Here is a 15405-nt window from a genome sequence, read left to right as displayed (position 1 = left end):
CGGCATGCCGCTTGCGGCCGTTGACCAGCTTGCCGCCGTCGAAGCCGCGGCTGTCACGGCCGACGACGGCGTCCGCCTTGACGGACTGGGAGTCGATCACGCCCGCGCTCGGCTCCGGATCCCGCCCGGCCCGCTCGCGGACCCGGCGGCGGAGCCGGTCGTGGAACTCCCGGACCAGACCGCGCTCGCGCCAGCGGCGGAAGAACGCGTAGACCCGGTCCCACGGCGGGAAGTCGGCCGGCACGGCCCGCCACTTCACCCCGTTGTCGACGAGGTAGCGGACTGCGTCCAGCATCGCACGGTGGCAGTACGCCTCCGGCTGCCCGCCCCGCCCGCGCAGCCAGCCCGGTACCGGCAGCAGCGGCCGCACCACCGCCCACTCCGCATCGGACATGTCCGTCGGGTAGCGGCGTGCACGGACCCCGTGGTCGGCGGCGTTCCCGAACCGGTGTGCCAGGCAGTCACACGTGCGAGTGACCGAAGTGGACCCCGCTCCCGCGATGCCGTAGAACTGCGACAACAGGGCCTCCTGGACCGCTCTTTGGCGTAGACACCCTTCGAGCTACCAAGAGGCCCTGCTTTCATGCGCGGCGGCCGCCGGACTCACCCGATCGAGACTCCCGTTCGACCGGCACCCCTCAAGATCGGAACGACAACAGCCACTGAGGTCTTCAACGAAGTGGCCCACCGCTGGCAGTTGAGCCTCGACAGCTACCACGATGCCGGCCACGCCTCTCTGTTGATGGTGGCGCGCGAGCGAATCAGCGGGCGCGAGGTCCTGTTGAAGGCATGGCCCGACCACAGCCGTTACCGCAACGAGATGATCGCGCTGGGGATCTGGGCGGCCGGGCCGGCCGTCAGGGTGCTCGAGCACGCGGACGACCTCGGCGTCGCCGCCCTGGAGATGGTGGCAGCCGTACCCGGCGGTTCCGTTGGACCGGAGATGCACGAGTACGAGGCGGTGGCCACCGCTCTGCGGCAACTGCATCGCCTTGGCCGGGGCGCGACCACCACAGCGGCAGCACTTCCCAACCTCCACGACTTCCTCGAATGCGAGTTGGTCCCGCGCGTGCGCCGTCGCCTGGCGGCGCAACGCGCCGAGCTGGGGGTCGACTGGGCGAGGCTCGGTGAGCGCTTGGTTACCGGACTGCACCCGGACGCGGCACGGGCATCAGTCCTTCACGCGGACGTCTACCGCGAGAACGTCCTCTTCGACGACCGCCGGAAGCCGGTCCTGGCGGACCCCCTGCCGATGGTCGGCGACGAGGTCTTCGACTGGGCGTTCTGGACCATCTACTACAACCTGGGCACACACACCCGGGACCGCTTCGAGATCGCCGTCACTACCGCCGGCCTCGATCCGCGGCGGCTACGCCACTGGAGCCTCGCACTCTGCGTGGACGGGCTCCTCTACTACCGCGAGCTGGGAGACCACCGCGCCTCCGTGATGGATCGGGTGATCGCGGGGCTGGCCGGCGACCTCGATCTCACTGCGGTGCCGGAGAAGGGCGGCCAGACGTGACCACCTATCTCCTGCGCCATTCGAGTACCCACTACAGCGCGGCTCACCGGGTCAACGGCGACCCGACTGTCGATCTTCCACTGGATCCGGCGGGACGCGTCGCCTGCCGGACCGGCAGCAGCGTGATCACTGCCGTTCAACCGAAGATCTGGCTCACCTCGGCGTTCGCCCGGACGGGTGAGACGGCCCGGCTGCTGATGGGCGATGCCGATCAGCCCGTCAGGGTCGAGCCCGCCCTCAATGAAGTCGACTACGGGCAGTTCGAAGGCGGCCTCTTTACGGAGTACGCGCGCTGGCTCGTCGCCGCCGGACCATGGGAGAACCCGCCCGGGGCCGCCGAGTCCCAGCGCGAGGCCATCCGCAGAATGCTTGCCGGCCTCCGGAGCGCACTCCAGCTGCCCTCGCCTCGGACGGTCGTCGCGCACGGCTTGCTGGCCTCGGTGCTGCGGTGGCACAGACGGACCTCGCGCGACGTCGCCGGGCGGGCCATGCCGATCTTCTTCGACGAGGTGCCCTGCCTGTACCTGGTCAGGATCGAGGACGGCGAACTCGAAGACCTCACCGCGTCTCTGCTCGAAATCCTGGATGCGGAGGAACAGGAGACCGTCGTAGCGGGCGGATGGTCATCGCGGCCAGAAGACCAGCGCACGCTTGCTACCTTCGATGGACCATCTGTCCAGCTGGAGGAGACGAACTCCCATGCATGATCCCCGCGCCCTCATCGAGATGGGCTCCGAGGCGGTCCGCCGCCTCGCCCGCCGCGGCTACACCCTGGATCTCTCTGCGTTGGAGTCTCTTCAGTCCAGCCGATCCCAGCTCATCACTCGTGTGGACGAGCTGCGGGCCGAATCGAAGCGGGTCGCCCAGGGGGTCCAGCAGGCGGCCCGCCAGGGCGGCGACACCGAGACGCTGAAGGACCGGGCCCGCGAGCTCAAGGAAGAGATCCGGTCGGCCGAGGCGGAGCAGGAGCAGGTGCAGCAGGAGTTGCGCGACTTCCTGCTGACCATTCCCAACCTGCCGCTCGACAGCACCCCCGAGGGCGACTCCGACGAGCACGCCGTCGAGATCCGTCGCGTCGGCGCGCCGCCGTCCTTCTCCTTCGAGCCGAAGGACCACGTGGACCTCGGTGAGGCCCTCGGCATCCTCGACTTCGCCCGTGCCAGCAAGCTCTCCGGCTCCCGGTTCAGCGTCTCGCGCGGTGCCGGCGCCGCCATCGAGCGCGCCCTGGCAACGCTCTTCCTGGACCTGCACACCAAGCGGCACGGGTACGTCGAGCACGCGGTCCCGTACCTCGTCACGCGGCAGACCATGACCGGGACCGGCCAGCTCCCGAAGTTCGAGGAGGACCTCTTCGCCACGGGTATGGGCGAGCGCGAGCTCTTCCTGATCCCGACCGCCGAGGTCCCGCTCACCAACCTCTACGCGGACGAGATCATCCCGCCCGCCGAACTCCCCCTGGCCCTCACCGCGCACACCCCGTGCTTCCGCTCGGAGGCCGGCTCCTACGGCCGCGACACCCGCGGCATCCTGCGCCAGCACCAGTTCTCCAAGGTCGAGATGGTCCGCATCTGCGACCCCGAGGACTCGCAGGCCGAGCTGGAGAAGATGCTCAGCCACGCCGAAGCCTGCCTCAAGGAGCTGGGACTGGCCTACCGCGTCGTCCAGCTCGCCGCCGGCGACCTCGGCTTCTCCGCCCAGATCACCTATGACATCGAGGTCTGGCTGCCCAGCCAGCAGACCTACCGCGAGATCTCCTCCGTCTCGGACTGCGGCTCCTTCCAGGCCCGCCGCGCGGGCATCCGCACCCGTGACGAGCACGGCAAGACCAAGCCCGTCGCCACCCTCAACGGCTCCGGACTGCCCATCGGCCGCACCCTGGCCGCCCTTCTCGAACAGTGCCAGCAGCAGGACGGCTCCATCGTCCTGCCCGAGGCCCTGGTGCCCTACCTCGGATTCCGCCGGATCTCGGCGGACAGAACAACGGAGGCATAAGTGTTAGTCGGCATCTGCGACTTCCCCAGCAGCTACACCTTCCCGCCCGTCGGCTACGGCGGGATCGAACGCTGGCTCTGGGCAGTGGCGGAAGGCGCCCGAGCCGCAGGCGCCGACGTACACCTCCTCGGCCCCGGCTGGAGGACCGACCTCGGAACGGACTGGACCACCCGTCCGATCCGCCTCGAAGACCTCCGGCCGGGTACCCGGCAGACTCGTGACCTGCGTTCCACCGGCTACGACCTGCTCGTAGTCGGACACGAGTACCCGTCGCTCCCCGGGTGGCGTCGGGTCTGGGCCGATCTCGACTGCGACGTCGCGACCTTCCAGCACTCGCCGGTCTTCCGGCACGCCGCCGACGCCTTCGACGCAAAGCGCTCCCGGCTTTACTGCTACTCACCCGAGATGGCAGGGCTGTACGCCGCCCACACGCCGGTGCTGGAGCACGCGGTCCACCTCGGGCTCGGTGAAGCCGAACCTCCCGCCCGGCCCGGCCGCGACCTCGTCTGGCTCGGCCGGATCGACGAGGAGAAGTCGCCGCACCTCGCTGTGCGCGCGGCCCAACTGCTCGGCCGGCGGATACACATCGTCGGACCGGTCTTCGACGACGACTACGTGCGACGTCACCAGGCACTCTTCGCGGCTGATCACGTCAGCTGGGTCGGCGAGGTCGGAGGGGCAGCCAAAACGGCCGCGTTCTCCGACGCCTCGGTCTACGTCTACACCTGCTCGCGAAGCTACGTGGAGGCCGGCGCCGCCGTTTTCGGGGAGTCCCTGCGTGCCGGCACGCCCGTCGCCGCGCTCTGCTGGCGAGACGGCACCTGCGCGGAGGCCGCCCTGTGCGAGAACACCGGAGCCGTCGCCAGGGTCGATCCTGAGCACGACGACGAGGACGCGGCCCTAGCGCTCGCCACTGCGATCGAGCAGTGCCTGGAACTGGACGCTTCGACCGTGCAGGCCATCGGCCTGAACCGGTTCGACCCCGAGCGCCACTTCCGCGCCCTGGCGACCAGGCCGTGCTGACCGCGGACCCACCGTCGAGGCCGCTCGATCTCCTGAGTGACCGCCTCGGGCTCGGCCCGCAGTGGGAGATCGAGCACGGCGCCGACGGCCGCTTCGAGATCCGCCACCGCGACCGGGGGACGCCGTACCGGCCGGCCAGTCGGCCGATCCAGTGGGCCGGTCTGCTACAGCAGTTGGAGAGCGACTTCCGCGCAGCTGGCGTAGCCCGTGCGAGACCACTGCCCATGCGGTGGGGCCGGGACACCGAGTTGACGATCTCCGCCGTCCAGGCAGTCGACCCCCTCCTCAAGGACGGCAAGCCGTACGTCTTCCGCCGCGGCTACCTGCCCCAGCCAGTCGTCCGACTGACCGGCGAGCGGGACCACGTCGGCGCCCTGAGGGAGGGATTCCTCACCTCGTTCGTCAACATCTCGCGCATTGAACCCGTCACTCAGACAGCCGAGTTCACCGAGATCCTCGACCACTGGCTCACACTACTGTCCGACATCGGCCTCCACGCCAGACACCTCACCATCCACGGCCGCAACGCCGTCTGGCAACGCCGCGAAGTCTGCGGCCTCACGGTGCACTTCCGGCACCTCGACCTTCCCATCGGTGACATCGTCCTGCTCTGGAACGCTGCAGATCCCAGCTGCATGGCGGTGGACCTGGGCTCCGGCCTCGAACGTCTCGCCTGGGCCCGCACCCGTCGCCCCTGGTGGGAGCTGGCCTTCGGCCGCTTCGCGACATCCGGTGTGGACACCGACGTGCTCGACGCCGTTCGAACCGCGACGCTGCTCGTCGGTAACGGCATCGCCCCTGCGGCACGAGGGGCCGGCGGGATACTCCGCCGCATTCTTGCCGCCGTTCCTGCCGACGCGGCGCCGCTCGGAGTCAGCGCCCTGGTCCGGGCGAGCCACGGATTCTGGAGCCTCACCTCACCGATGGCCCTGCCGTGGCCCGAGGTCGCCTTCGTCATCGAGCGCGAGATCCACCGCCGCGACATCACCTCCGCCATGTCCCTCCCCCTACCTCGGTCGAGCTGGAGCGACAGAACGTGAGGCCCCGACGTAACCGGAACCCGCCCGCCGAGTTCCGACTCCGCTTCGCCTGGACGACCGGGTTCTGCTTCAAGTGCGAAGAAGTCACCCAAGTCGCCGAGTTGGGCACGCTCACCGTCGAAGGCGAGACAGTCACACTCGCGGCGTGTCACCTCTGCGCCTGGCGACTGGAGCGGCAGCACTACCACGCCCGCCAGGCCCACCTCCGCGCCCAGCTCGCCGGTGCGTGGGCCGACGCTACGAGACGGGCAGCAGCCTGCATGTGAGGAGGCGGCATGCGGCCGAGGCCCAACAGCACACCGCGCCAGGGCTGCACCTCCCCGGCATACGCTCATCACGGGCTGGGAGGTTCGAGGGGGATCGTCGCTTACGCGCGAAGGAGCTGCTGGCTGTGGCAGGCAGAGGACAGGAGTCCGACCGCGGCTCGGAGAGTCAGTCGGACTACGTCGGCCGCTTTCGGGCGGGGCGGCTGGTGGACAACCGACCGCAGGCATTGGACGCATGGCGCGTGACGTTGGCTTCCCCGGACGTTGCCGCAGGTGTCGCGAGCCTGCTTGGCGGTGAGCCCATGGAGTGGGAGACGACGACCGAGGACTCCTTGGAGGTGCTGACCGACTACGACACGGTGCGGATCACCGTTGAAGGAGCATCCGCAGTCCAGGCCCGCATGCTGCTCTTCGGCTACAAAGGCAAGGTACTCCACGACTGCGACGGCACCCGGTTCCTCGCACCGGAAGCGGACGCCGGCAAGCCGTGCGGATGTCCGGAAAGCATCGAGGAACGGAGACTGGCGGCGAAGTCCGGTCGAGGCCCCATGCCCAGCACCAGCATCGACTTCAAGCTCGCCGAGAAGCCGGCACTCGGGCTCTTCCGCTTCGTGAGCAGCTCCTGGGAGCTGGCCAAGACGGTCGCCGACCTTCAGCCTGCCCTGACCGAGACCGATGGCCCCACGACGTGCGACCTCGCACTTGAACTGGTGGAACTCACTACCGCGTCCGGTGTAGCCGTTCGCTACCGGAAACCGGTGGTCCGCGTGCTGCGTGATCCGGCGACACCCCCTCCTCGCGCCGTCGTGAGACCCACCACGAGGACGACCGCGTCCTCCTCATGAAGCCGACCTACAAGCCCGGCTGGGAGATCCCCGGGGGCTACCTGCACGTCGGCGAGGCCCTGAGCGAGGGTGCGGATCGGGAGGTCGAGGAGGACCTGGGCATCACCCCGCCGATTGGCCGCCTGCTCGTCGCCGACTGGGCACCCCGCCCCAACGAGGGCGACAAGCTCCTCTTCGTATTCGACGGCGGCGTCCTGCCCGCCGACGAACTCGACAACATCACCGTCGACCAGGTGGAGATCAGCGAGTACGCCTTCCACACCACCGACCAGCTCGACGTACTCCTCATCCCGCGCCTCGCCCGCCGCGTCCACGCCGCCAGCGACGCAAGGCTGTAGTCCGCAACCGTCTACCTGGAGCATGGCGCGACCCGTCCATAGGGGCCGCGCCATGACCGTTTGCTGCAAGGGCCCGGGAGACGGTAGTGCCTTCACTCCTTGGCCTTGGGAGCCCATTCTTGGGCGAAGGTCTCCATCTGCTTGAGGACGAGGTCGACAGCCTCACGCTCCTCCTCCGGCGGGTAGTCGAACTTCGCGAGGACCCGGCGGATACGACTGCGGAGCTTGGCACGGACCGGTTCGCGGGAGAGCCAGTCGACGGACAGGTTCTTGCGGATGTCGGCGACCAGGGCACGGGCGATCTCCGCCAGCGTCTCGTCGCCGCCAGCCATGAGCTCGGCCATGTCGCGGTGGGCCACAGCGTCGTAAAAGGCAAGCTCAGCGTGGTTGAGCGGCGGATCGAAGCGCTCACCGCGGCGGGCCTCGGCGGACACCTCCTGAGCCATGGCAGCGAGTTCGGCGATCACCTGGGCGCTGGTGAGCTGCTGGAGCATGTAGCGCTTCATCAGGTCGTCCAGGCGCTCGGAGAAGCTCTCATGGCGAACAATGTTGTGCTTGGTCACCTCGCGCATCTTCTGCTGGATCATGCGGCGCAGGGCCTCGGCAACCAGGTGCGGGGTCTCGGAGTTCTCAAGCTTCCGCACCTGTGCCTCGTTCAGGCGCGTGATGTCGAGTCTGCCGATGCCGGCCTCGGCGTACAGGTCGGTGATGTCGTCGGCGTCGACGACGGAGGCGGCGAGCTGTTCGAGGTACAGCCGGACCTCCGCGGTCAGCGGCTGGCCGGTAGCCTCGCGGTCGGCGGCGTCGAGCTTCACCATCCAGGCCCGCACCTCGGTGAAGAACGCGATGTCTCGGCGCCAGTCCTCCAGGTCCGCGCAGCGCTCGGTGATATCGCGGCTCATCGAGCACAGCCGGTAGAAGCGCTCCAGTCGGGCGGCGCTCTCCTTGAAGCGGGTGGAGAGCGGCTTGACGCCAGGGTCGACCTTGTTGCCGGGAGTAAGTGGGTCGCGCAAGTAGTTGGAGACCAGCCGCAGAGCGCGCGTGCGCGGCTTCGGGTGGGCGGTGTCGGCGAGCAGCTCCTTCCAGTGGGTTCCCGCCAGCAAGCCCTTGATGGTGGTGAGTTCGTTCTTCACCTCGGTGATGGCGCGCTCGATGTCGGCGCCGAGGGTCTTGTCCTCCTGATCGCTGGGCGAGTACTCGGCCAGCGCCTTGGTGAGGTTGTCGGTCAGCGGTGCATACCCGACGAGGAGACCGTCTTGCTTGCCGCGGAAGCGGCGGTTGACGCGGGCCAGGGCCTGCATCAGGTTGGCACCACGCATGGGCCGGTCCATGTAGATGGTGTGAATGGGCGGCGCGTCGTAACCGGTGAGCAGCATCGAGTGGACGATGAGCAGTTCGAATTCGTCGTCGGGGTTCTTCGCACGGGCCTGGACGACCTTCTGCTGGGACTTGCGCAGGGCGTGCTTGCGCAGGTGCTCGGGGTCGGTTCGGTCGCCGTGGAAGACGATCTTCATGACGCCCTTGTCGACATCGTCGCTCGCCCACTGCGGGCGGAGTTCCGCCAGCGCGTCGTACAGCCGAACGCAGATCTCCCGGGTGGCGCACACGATCATCGCCTTGCCCGGCCCGCCGATCTGTGGCTTCATCAGCTCGCGGCGCTGATCCCAGTGGGAGACCAAGTCGTCGGCGAGGGTAGCTATGCGGTCGGGTGCGCCATAGACAGTGTTCATGGTTGCCGCGTACTGCACGGCGCGGCGGCGCTCGGCGTCGTCCATACCCTCGGTAAGGGCGTTGGCCTGCTCGTCGATGGCGTCCGGGTCGATGCCCGGCGGGAGCGACACGTCGATGACCCGCGGTTCGTGGTAGACGCGGACGGTCGCGTCGTCATCCACCGCCCGCTTGAGGTCGTAGATGTCGATGTACTCGCCGAACACGGCCCGGGTGTCGGCCTCAGCCTTCGAGATCGGCGTGCCGGTGAAGGCGATCAGCGTGGCGTACGGGAGCGCGTCGCGCAGGTGGCGGGCGTACCCGTCGAGGCTGTCGTAGTGCGAGCGGTGCGCCTCATCGACGATGACCAGGATGTTGCGGCGCTCGGACAGCAGCGGGTGGGCTGCGCCAGTGGCCTTCTCCTCCTGGGTGAGGCCGAATTTCTGCAGGGTGGTGAAGACGATTCCGCCGGTGCGGCGGTTGAGCAGTTCGGTTCGCAGCTCTTCTCGGGTGGTGACCTGGAGGGGGGCCTGTCCCAGAAGCATCTGGCTGTCCTGGAACGTGTCGTAGAGCTGGTCGTCGAGGTCATTGCGGTCGGTGATCACGACGATGGTGGGGTTGTTCAGGGCGGGGTGACGGGAGACCAGAGCGGAGGTCTCCACCATCTCCTCGGACTTGCCGGCGCCCTGGGTGTGCCAGACCACGCCGGCCTGCCCGTGGCTGCGGGACGCCTTGATGATGGCGTCCACGGCCTTGGTGACCGCGAAGTACTGGTGCGGCTTGGCGATCCGCTTGCCGGTGGAGGTGAAGTTGACGAAGTTGGCGGTGAGGGAAAGGAAGCGGGGCTGGTTGAACAGCCCGTGGAGCGCGAGGCTCAGCGCCTCAACGCCGTCGTAGTCGGAGGCGTTGGTGTCAACGCGGTCGCCGTCCTCGTCCACGTTCCACGGTGCGAAGTGCTCGTACGGGGTGAAGACCGTGCCGTACTTGGCGGTGATCCCGTCCGAAACGAGGCAAAGGACGTTGTAGCGGAACGCGATCGGGAACTCTGCGACGTAGGTCTGAAGTTGCGCGTGCGCGTCCTTGAGCGTCGCGTTCTCGGCCGCGGCGCTCTTTAGCTCGATCACAGCGAGCGGGAGGCCGTTGACGTAGAGCACGGCGTCGAAGCGACGGTGGTGGTCGCCGTCCATCAGGGTGACCTGGGTAACGGCGTGGTAAGTGTTCGCATCCGGCGAGTTGAAGTTAACCAGGCGCACGGTGGGCGTCTGCTCGGCCCCGAATTCATCGATATATGTGAGCCGGATACCGGAGGTGAGGTACGCGTGCGCCTGCTTGTTCTCCGGGTATGCCTCACGGGACGCGGGGTCGGTCGCAATACGGAGAGCCTCGCGGACCGCAGTCGATGGAAGGCCCGGGTTCAGACGTTCGATCGCCGCCTTGAGCTCATCGTGCATGACCAGGTCGTCCCAGTCCTTGCGGTGCCCGGAACCGGGGGCGATGTCCTTGCCGGCCGCGGGCTGCCACGCAAGCTCAGCGAGTTCCTCAATAGCAAGGTGCTCCCAGGTAGACTCGGACATCTTGCCGTCGTGGTTGGCACTATCGCTGGTCATACAGTGTCCTCCACGATCCGCTCCGCGTCACGAACGCGCAGCTTGCCGGAAATGAGCTGGGGGAGCAGAGTGTCGCGCAGGGCGGCGAGGGTGCGGGACTCGTCGGCCGCCTGAGCAGCCCTGGCGTGCAGCGGAGCGGCGACTCGCGCGAACTCAGCAAGGATCTCATTGCTCGGCTGACGCACGGGCATCGCCTTGAAGTTCTTCCGACTTAGCTCCAGGAAAGTCGATCCGTTTGCCAGGCTGATCATCTCGTCCACGCGAGATCGCATCTCGTGCAACAACCACCAGCGCAAATCCTCGCTCGGCGGCAGCACGACAATAAATCCCTGATTTACAGCAGCCGACATTTGAGGAAGCGCGAAGGCGCCAATGGTTGCACGCGAGGTCATAAAGATGGATTGCGCCGGATAGAGCTGGGAGGCGCAGTTATTCAAGCCTGCAGAAGTAATAGTTCTTCCAGTTTCAAACAGATAAGGCGATGAAAGTGCGGTTACGTCCGAAGGGGTCGTCCACGAGATTTCACCTCCCCAGTACTCGTCTTCCTTCGTGCTGGGAGTTCCGCCACCAACAACCGTGGCCATGGAACCAAAGGTTGCAGGGCCGAATTCAATTCCCCGGGCGATATGCGAGAATTGCGAGTCGGCGAGATTGAGGACCTTGGTCGAAATGCACTCATTGATCGCAATCTTATCGTCCAGCACCCCCAGAAGTTCAGCAATACTCCGCTGTCGAGCAGGGTCCGGCAGGGTCATGGATAGCGACCGAATGTCTGCAAGATTCAAGTAGTCAGCCATGTCGGTCTGACTTTTGCGAGAACTGGCCTGCCCCCAAAATTCGGGACTCTTGAACCAATAGTACAAATACCTGGCCTCAAGCCCTGAATCCTCGCCGATGCGAAAGAAACAAACCTGGGGACTGTAGACAAATTCCGGCGCATCACTCGGGATGATCGCAACTCTACCTACGGTTCCCTTAGTAGTTAGGACTACGTCTCCAGGCCGGGAAACCTTGACCCCCATGGCGGCCCGATAAGAGCTACTCACGTAATCCATAAACTCCGGCCGAATCACTCCGTCGCCCACTTCGGCAACGCGCAGAATGGGGAGTCCGGGCATCCCATGCTCTGCCTTCTTCGTGCGATATCCATCGCCGAAAGTCATAACGCCGCTCTTGACAAGCTCGGCGAAGGTGATCATCCGTTCAGCCATCGATCCTCCCCAGCTGCTCGCGTACCACCGTGTCGAGCCGCGCGGACTCGTCGAGGTGCGCGAAAAGTTCTTTCGTCAGGCGTGCGATGCGCTCCAGCGTCGGCTCGGCGTCTGGGTCGTCTTCAACCTCGGGCGCTCCGACATAACGCCCCGGAGTCAGGATGTGATCGTGCTTGGCGATCTCCTGCAGTGTTGCGCTGTAGCAGAAGCCGGGTACGTCCTCGTACGAAAGACCCTTCTTCTTCGCCGAATCGGTGCCGCGCCACGCGTGATACGTGTCCGAGATCTTGTCCAGGTCCTCATCGGTGAGGATCCGCTCGGTGCGGTCGATCATGGTGCCCAACGCTCGGGCGTCGATGAACAGCACCTCGCCTCGCCGGTCGGTCAGGGCCTTCGCGCCCTGCGGGGTCTTGTCCTTGGTGAGGAACCACAGGCAGGCCGGGATGGCCGTCGTGCGGAACAGGTTGCCAGGGAGGGCGATCATGCAGGCGATCAGGTCAGCCTCGACGAGCGCGGCGCGGATCTCACCCTCTCCGGACTGCTTCGAGGACATGGAGCCGTTGGAGAGGACGACGCCGGCACTGCCGCGGTCCCCGAGCTTCGACGCGATGTGCTGGAGCCAGGCGTAGTTGGCGTTGGACTGCGGCGGGACGCCGTACGTCCAGCGCGGGTCATCCGTCCTACGTGCCCAGTCGGACATGTTGAACGGAGGGTTGGCCATGATGAAGTCGGCCTTGAGGTCGGGCAGTTTGTCGTCGGCGAACGTGTCGGCCCAACGGTCACCGACGCCCTTGGGATCGATACCGTGGATGGCGAGGTTCATCTTGGCCAAACGCCAGGTGCGCTCGTTGGCCTCCTGGCCGTACACGGCGATGTCGTGGCTGTGGTCGCGCCCTCGGTGCCGCAGCACGAACTTCTCCGCCTGGACGAACATGCCGCCCGAGCCGCAGGCCGGGTCGTAGACACGCCCCTCGTACGGTTCGAGCACCTCGACCAGCAGCCGTACCACGCTAGCGGGGGTGTAGAACTCTCCGGCGCGCTTGCCCTCAGCCCTCGCGAACTTCTCCAAAAAATACTCGTAGACCTCGCCGAGCACGTCCTGCGCCGGGCGGTCGCCGTGCCCGGTGAAGCGGGCGTCACTGATGAGGTCGACGAGTTCCTTCAGACGCTTCCGGTCGACGTTGTCACGGTTGAAGATCTTCGGGAGGACGCCGGTGAGGGCTTTGTTGGCCTTCATGACCTCGTCCATGGCATCGTCGAGGAGCTTTCCGACGCCGCCCTCCGCGCTGGTCGCGTTCTCCGCGATGTAGCCCCAGCGGGCGGTGGGCGGCACCCAGAAGACGTTCTTCTCGGTGTACTCGTCCTTCTCCTCCAGGAACGCGGCCCGCCGGTGCTCGGGGATCTCTGCCAGCTCGGGGTCGGCAGCAAGTTCCGCGCGGCGCTCCGCGAAGGCATCGGAGACGTACTTCAGGAACACCAGGCCCAGGACGAACTCCTTGTACTGGGCCGCGTCCATGGAACCGCGGAGCTTGTCCGCAGCCTTCCACAGGATGTCCTGGATCTCCTTGGTGCTGGAGACGCCGGGCAGTTCGCCCTGGGCTGCGGTGGCTCGCTTGCGCGGGGGCATCGTTCCTTCTTCCTGGTCTGTGGTTCGGTTGGTCAGTCTGGCAGGGAACGCGGGGGCAAGGGCCGCGTATCACCAAAGGTGAGGGTGCCGTCGGCCAGGCCCGCGATGGTCAGTCGCTGTGCCTCGACGAGCGCATCAGCCTGTGTCCGCAGCATCCGCTCTCGGCGCTCGATCTCAGCCAGTAACGCATCGAAGCGATCCACGTCGTCGCGGTCGAGCTCGGGGAACTCGTAGTCCTCGATGCGGTGGGCAGGGCGTACGGCGCTGGGGCTACGGCCAGCACCTCGGGCTACTCCAAGTAGGGCTGCCAACACGCGTGGTGTCAGCGGGCGTTCAGCGTCCGGGTTGACGCGCAGCACGCGCGCCGGAAAGGCGGCAACGCTGAACCCGTCATGGTCGATGAGCAAGCCGAGTTCGGGTGACAGTGTGTAGACGAGATCACCTGGTTCGGTGAGCGCGACCTGCTCGTACGCCGTCGCCAGAACCAGCCGGTCGATGCGCCGGGCCCCGACAGCACTTCGTCCGGTGACCTCCTCGGGGCCGAGCACAGTGTGGTGGCCGCCTTGGCCGGCTCCGGTCAAGTGCCGCTGGTCAAGGCGGTGGCCTTTGATCTTGGTGACCCGGTCCTCGGCGATCAACGCGCCGAGTGTAGTGCGGCGGGGACGCGATCCGGTGCGGCGAACGACGCCGCCCCGGTAGGGGCCGTACTCGTCGTCGTACGATCGGCCTGTCTTGGCAGCTCGCTCCAGGCGGCCCTCGGCCTCGGCGATGAGGGCGGGACGCTCCCTGACGGCAAGAGCCAGGATTTGAGAGGCAGGCGGACCCGGCGGGGTGAGTGGGCCACCGAAAGCATGGTCCAGCTCAGCGACGCGCACCGCGCGACCGTAGCGAGGGTCGTGGCCGTCGAGGGCACGGAAGCCTTCGGCACGCCACAGAAGGATGTCCTCGGCCAGCCGCATGCGTACCGCCTCAGTGAGGGGCTCAGCACTGATATCGGCGAGCAACACGTTGCCCTCCGCCGTCGAGACCTGGCCGCGGGTGAGCACCCACAGCGCCGCGCGGTAGCCGGGCCGGTAGGGCAGCACGCCGCCGGGCAGGGCGACCACAGCCTCCACGACCTTGCTTCGCAGCAGGGCGGAGCGCAGCTGGGACTCCGCTGTGCCGGGCAGAGCGTCGACGAGTGCGTCAGCCGGGCCGAGAACAAGGGCAGTACAACCGGGACCGAGCAGGTCGGCGACGCGCTCGATGCCCTCCAGAGCGGCGAGCACCGAACGGTCTTCGCCGGGCTGAAAGGGAAGCTGAGTGACGATCAGGTCAGGGTCCGCGAAGCTCTCCTCGAGAGCATGACCGACCTGGACGTCGAGCGAGAACTCGTCGATGCCGGCCAGCAGCAGGCGGCGCCGGGCGATACGGGCAAGCCGCTCGTCCGGGTCGGCTGCCATGGCCGTGATGCCGTCGGGCGCGTCGGCCTCGCGGATCTGGGCGACGAGCAGGTCGCCCGCGCGGGCATGGGGATCGGCAAGCGTGACCGAGCCTTGTCGGTCGAGGCGGCCTCGCAGGTCGGTGAGATCGACGAGGAGACTTTGGAGCTCGGCGGTCAAGGCATCGGCGGTCAGGGCGGGCAGGCTGAGACGGGAGCGTGAGGCAAGCAGCCACTCGTGCGCTCCTCGCTCTCCGTAGGCGGCCTCCACGATGGATTCGGCGAGGTGGGCGAGCGGGACTATGTCGGCGCCGGCCGTCCGCAGCTCGCGAAGGACGAACTCATCCTCCGGGTCCATACGCTCGGCCCGGCGCATGAGGGCAGTGGGGGCTTCCTCGGGCCTGCTCACTGTCGCTTCGTCGGCGACCGGCCGCTCGTCCAGGTGGCGCAGACACAGCAGGGCGCCGAGGGTCTCGATGGTGCGAAGGGGGTCGGCTCGGTCGGCCTGGGCGGCGATGCCGTGGAGAACGATCTCTGCACGCAGCTGACCTGGCCTGGTGTTGCCCAGTCCGGCGGCGATGAGCCACTCGACCACCTGCTGACCATCGAACAGGGGGTAGCCGGCGTTCTGGGCAGCAGGCGCGGGGAAGTCGGCGTATCTCCGGCGCCAGGTGGAGACCACGGGCCGCTTGACCTGTGCCAGTTCCGCGATCTCAGCCATGGAGACCAGCAGCACACCGCCATTCACCCTCGCGGTGCCAGGCATTAGCGACTCGGCGGACATGGCGCTGATCTCCTCTCTCGGCT

General features: G+C 67.2%; 12 protein-coding genes. 7 read left to right on the top strand and 5 right to left on the bottom strand.

Annotated elements, in window-relative coordinates; translation table 11 throughout:
- Window positions 1-394 (bottom strand): transposase (locus tag ACZ7BZ_RS05140; protein WP_470357158.1); only part of this gene is annotated, 394 nt, incomplete at its 3' end.
- Window positions 395-679: 285 nt separating this feature from the next.
- Between ACZ7BZ_RS05140 and ACZ7BZ_RS05135 the strand changes: the two genes are divergently transcribed.
- The 7 genes from ACZ7BZ_RS05135 (at window position 680) to ACZ7BZ_RS05105 (ending at window position 7026) form a co-directional block, all read left to right on the top strand.
- Window positions 680-1522: an aminoglycoside phosphotransferase family protein gene (locus ACZ7BZ_RS05135; RefSeq protein WP_470357157.1), complete on the top strand. Its 843-nt coding sequence runs from the start codon at window positions 680-682 to the stop codon at window positions 1520-1522.
- The gene (locus ACZ7BZ_RS05130; RefSeq protein WP_470357156.1) at window positions 1519-2229 is read left to right on the top strand and encodes a histidine phosphatase family protein; all 711 of its coding nucleotides are present in this window, start codon (window positions 1519-1521) and stop codon (window positions 2227-2229) included. Before ACZ7BZ_RS05135 ends, ACZ7BZ_RS05130 begins: the two co-directional genes overlap by 4 nt.
- Entirely contained in the window at window positions 2222-3514 is a 1293-nt protein-coding gene (gene serS / locus ACZ7BZ_RS05125) for a serine--tRNA ligase (RefSeq protein WP_470357155.1), read from the top strand. Before ACZ7BZ_RS05130 ends, serS begins: the two co-directional genes overlap by 8 nt.
- Window positions 3515-4537 (top strand): glycosyltransferase, encoded by a 1023-nt coding sequence (locus ACZ7BZ_RS05120; RefSeq protein WP_470357154.1) that lies wholly within the window; start codon window positions 3515-3517, stop codon window positions 4535-4537.
- Complete coding sequence (locus ACZ7BZ_RS05115) at window positions 4531-5577, top strand: hypothetical protein (protein WP_470357153.1); 1047 nt, start codon at window positions 4531-4533, stop codon at window positions 5575-5577. Before ACZ7BZ_RS05120 ends, ACZ7BZ_RS05115 begins: the two co-directional genes overlap by 7 nt.
- Before the next feature lie 391 nt (window positions 5578-5968).
- A complete protein-coding gene (locus tag ACZ7BZ_RS05110) occupies window positions 5969-6688 on the top strand; it encodes a recombination directionality factor (protein ID WP_470357152.1) in 720 nt (239 codons plus the stop codon).
- Window positions 6685-7026, top strand: coding sequence for an NUDIX domain-containing protein (locus tag ACZ7BZ_RS05105; protein WP_470357151.1), 342 nt, complete (start codon window positions 6685-6687; stop codon window positions 7024-7026). Before ACZ7BZ_RS05110 ends, ACZ7BZ_RS05105 begins: the two co-directional genes overlap by 4 nt.
- Before the next feature lie 92 nt (window positions 7027-7118).
- Here the strand turns inward: ACZ7BZ_RS05105 and ACZ7BZ_RS05100 are convergent, their stop codons facing one another.
- Genes ACZ7BZ_RS05100 through ACZ7BZ_RS05085 form a run of 4 tightly spaced genes read right to left on the bottom strand, consistent with a single transcriptional unit; the run spans window position 7119 to window position 15382 of the window.
- Entirely contained in the window at window positions 7119-10340 is a 3222-nt protein-coding gene (locus tag ACZ7BZ_RS05100; RefSeq protein ID WP_470357150.1) for a type I restriction endonuclease subunit R, read from the bottom strand.
- The gene (locus ACZ7BZ_RS05095) at window positions 10337-11551 is read right to left on the bottom strand and encodes a restriction endonuclease subunit S (protein WP_470357149.1); all 1215 of its coding nucleotides are present in this window, start codon (window positions 11549-11551) and stop codon (window positions 10337-10339) included. The genes ACZ7BZ_RS05100 and ACZ7BZ_RS05095 overlap by 4 nt, the downstream gene beginning before the upstream one ends.
- The gene (locus ACZ7BZ_RS05090) at window positions 11544-13178 is read right to left on the bottom strand and encodes a class I SAM-dependent DNA methyltransferase (protein WP_470357148.1); all 1635 of its coding nucleotides are present in this window, start codon (window positions 13176-13178) and stop codon (window positions 11544-11546) included. The genes ACZ7BZ_RS05095 and ACZ7BZ_RS05090 overlap by 8 nt, the downstream gene beginning before the upstream one ends.
- Before the next feature lie 32 nt (window positions 13179-13210).
- Window positions 13211-15382: an N-6 DNA methylase gene (locus ACZ7BZ_RS05085; RefSeq protein ID WP_470357147.1), complete on the bottom strand. Its 2172-nt coding sequence runs from the start codon at window positions 15380-15382 to the stop codon at window positions 13211-13213.
- Between the last annotated feature and the right edge of the window lie 23 nt (window positions 15383-15405).

Source organism: Kitasatospora sp. NPDC036934, assembly GCF_055608425.1.
Note: the sequence above shows the minus strand (reverse complement) of the source record. Positions and strands in the feature narration are given on the sequence as shown.

What these genes read in the sequence shown, in the direction of transcription:
- serS (WP_470357155.1), top strand. Translation starts at nt 2,222, where the DNA reads ATGCATGATCCCCGCGCCCTCATCGAGATGGGCTCCGAGGCGGTCCGC.
- ACZ7BZ_RS05090 (WP_470357148.1), bottom strand. Translation starts at nt 13,178, where the DNA reads ATGCCCCCGCGCAAGCGAGCCACCGCAGCCCAGGGCGAACTGCCCGGC.
- ACZ7BZ_RS05085 (WP_470357147.1), bottom strand. Translation starts at nt 15,382, where the DNA reads ATGTCCGCCGAGTCGCTAATGCCTGGCACCGCGAGGGTGAATGGCGGT.
- ACZ7BZ_RS05105 (WP_470357151.1), top strand. Translation starts at nt 6,685, where the DNA reads ATGAAGCCGACCTACAAGCCCGGCTGGGAGATCCCCGGGGGCTACCTG.
- ACZ7BZ_RS05100 (WP_470357150.1), bottom strand. Translation starts at nt 10,340, where the DNA reads ATGACCAGCGATAGTGCCAACCACGACGGCAAGATGTCCGAGTCTACC.
- ACZ7BZ_RS05095 (WP_470357149.1), bottom strand. Translation starts at nt 11,551, where the DNA reads ATGGCTGAACGGATGATCACCTTCGCCGAGCTTGTCAAGAGCGGCGTT.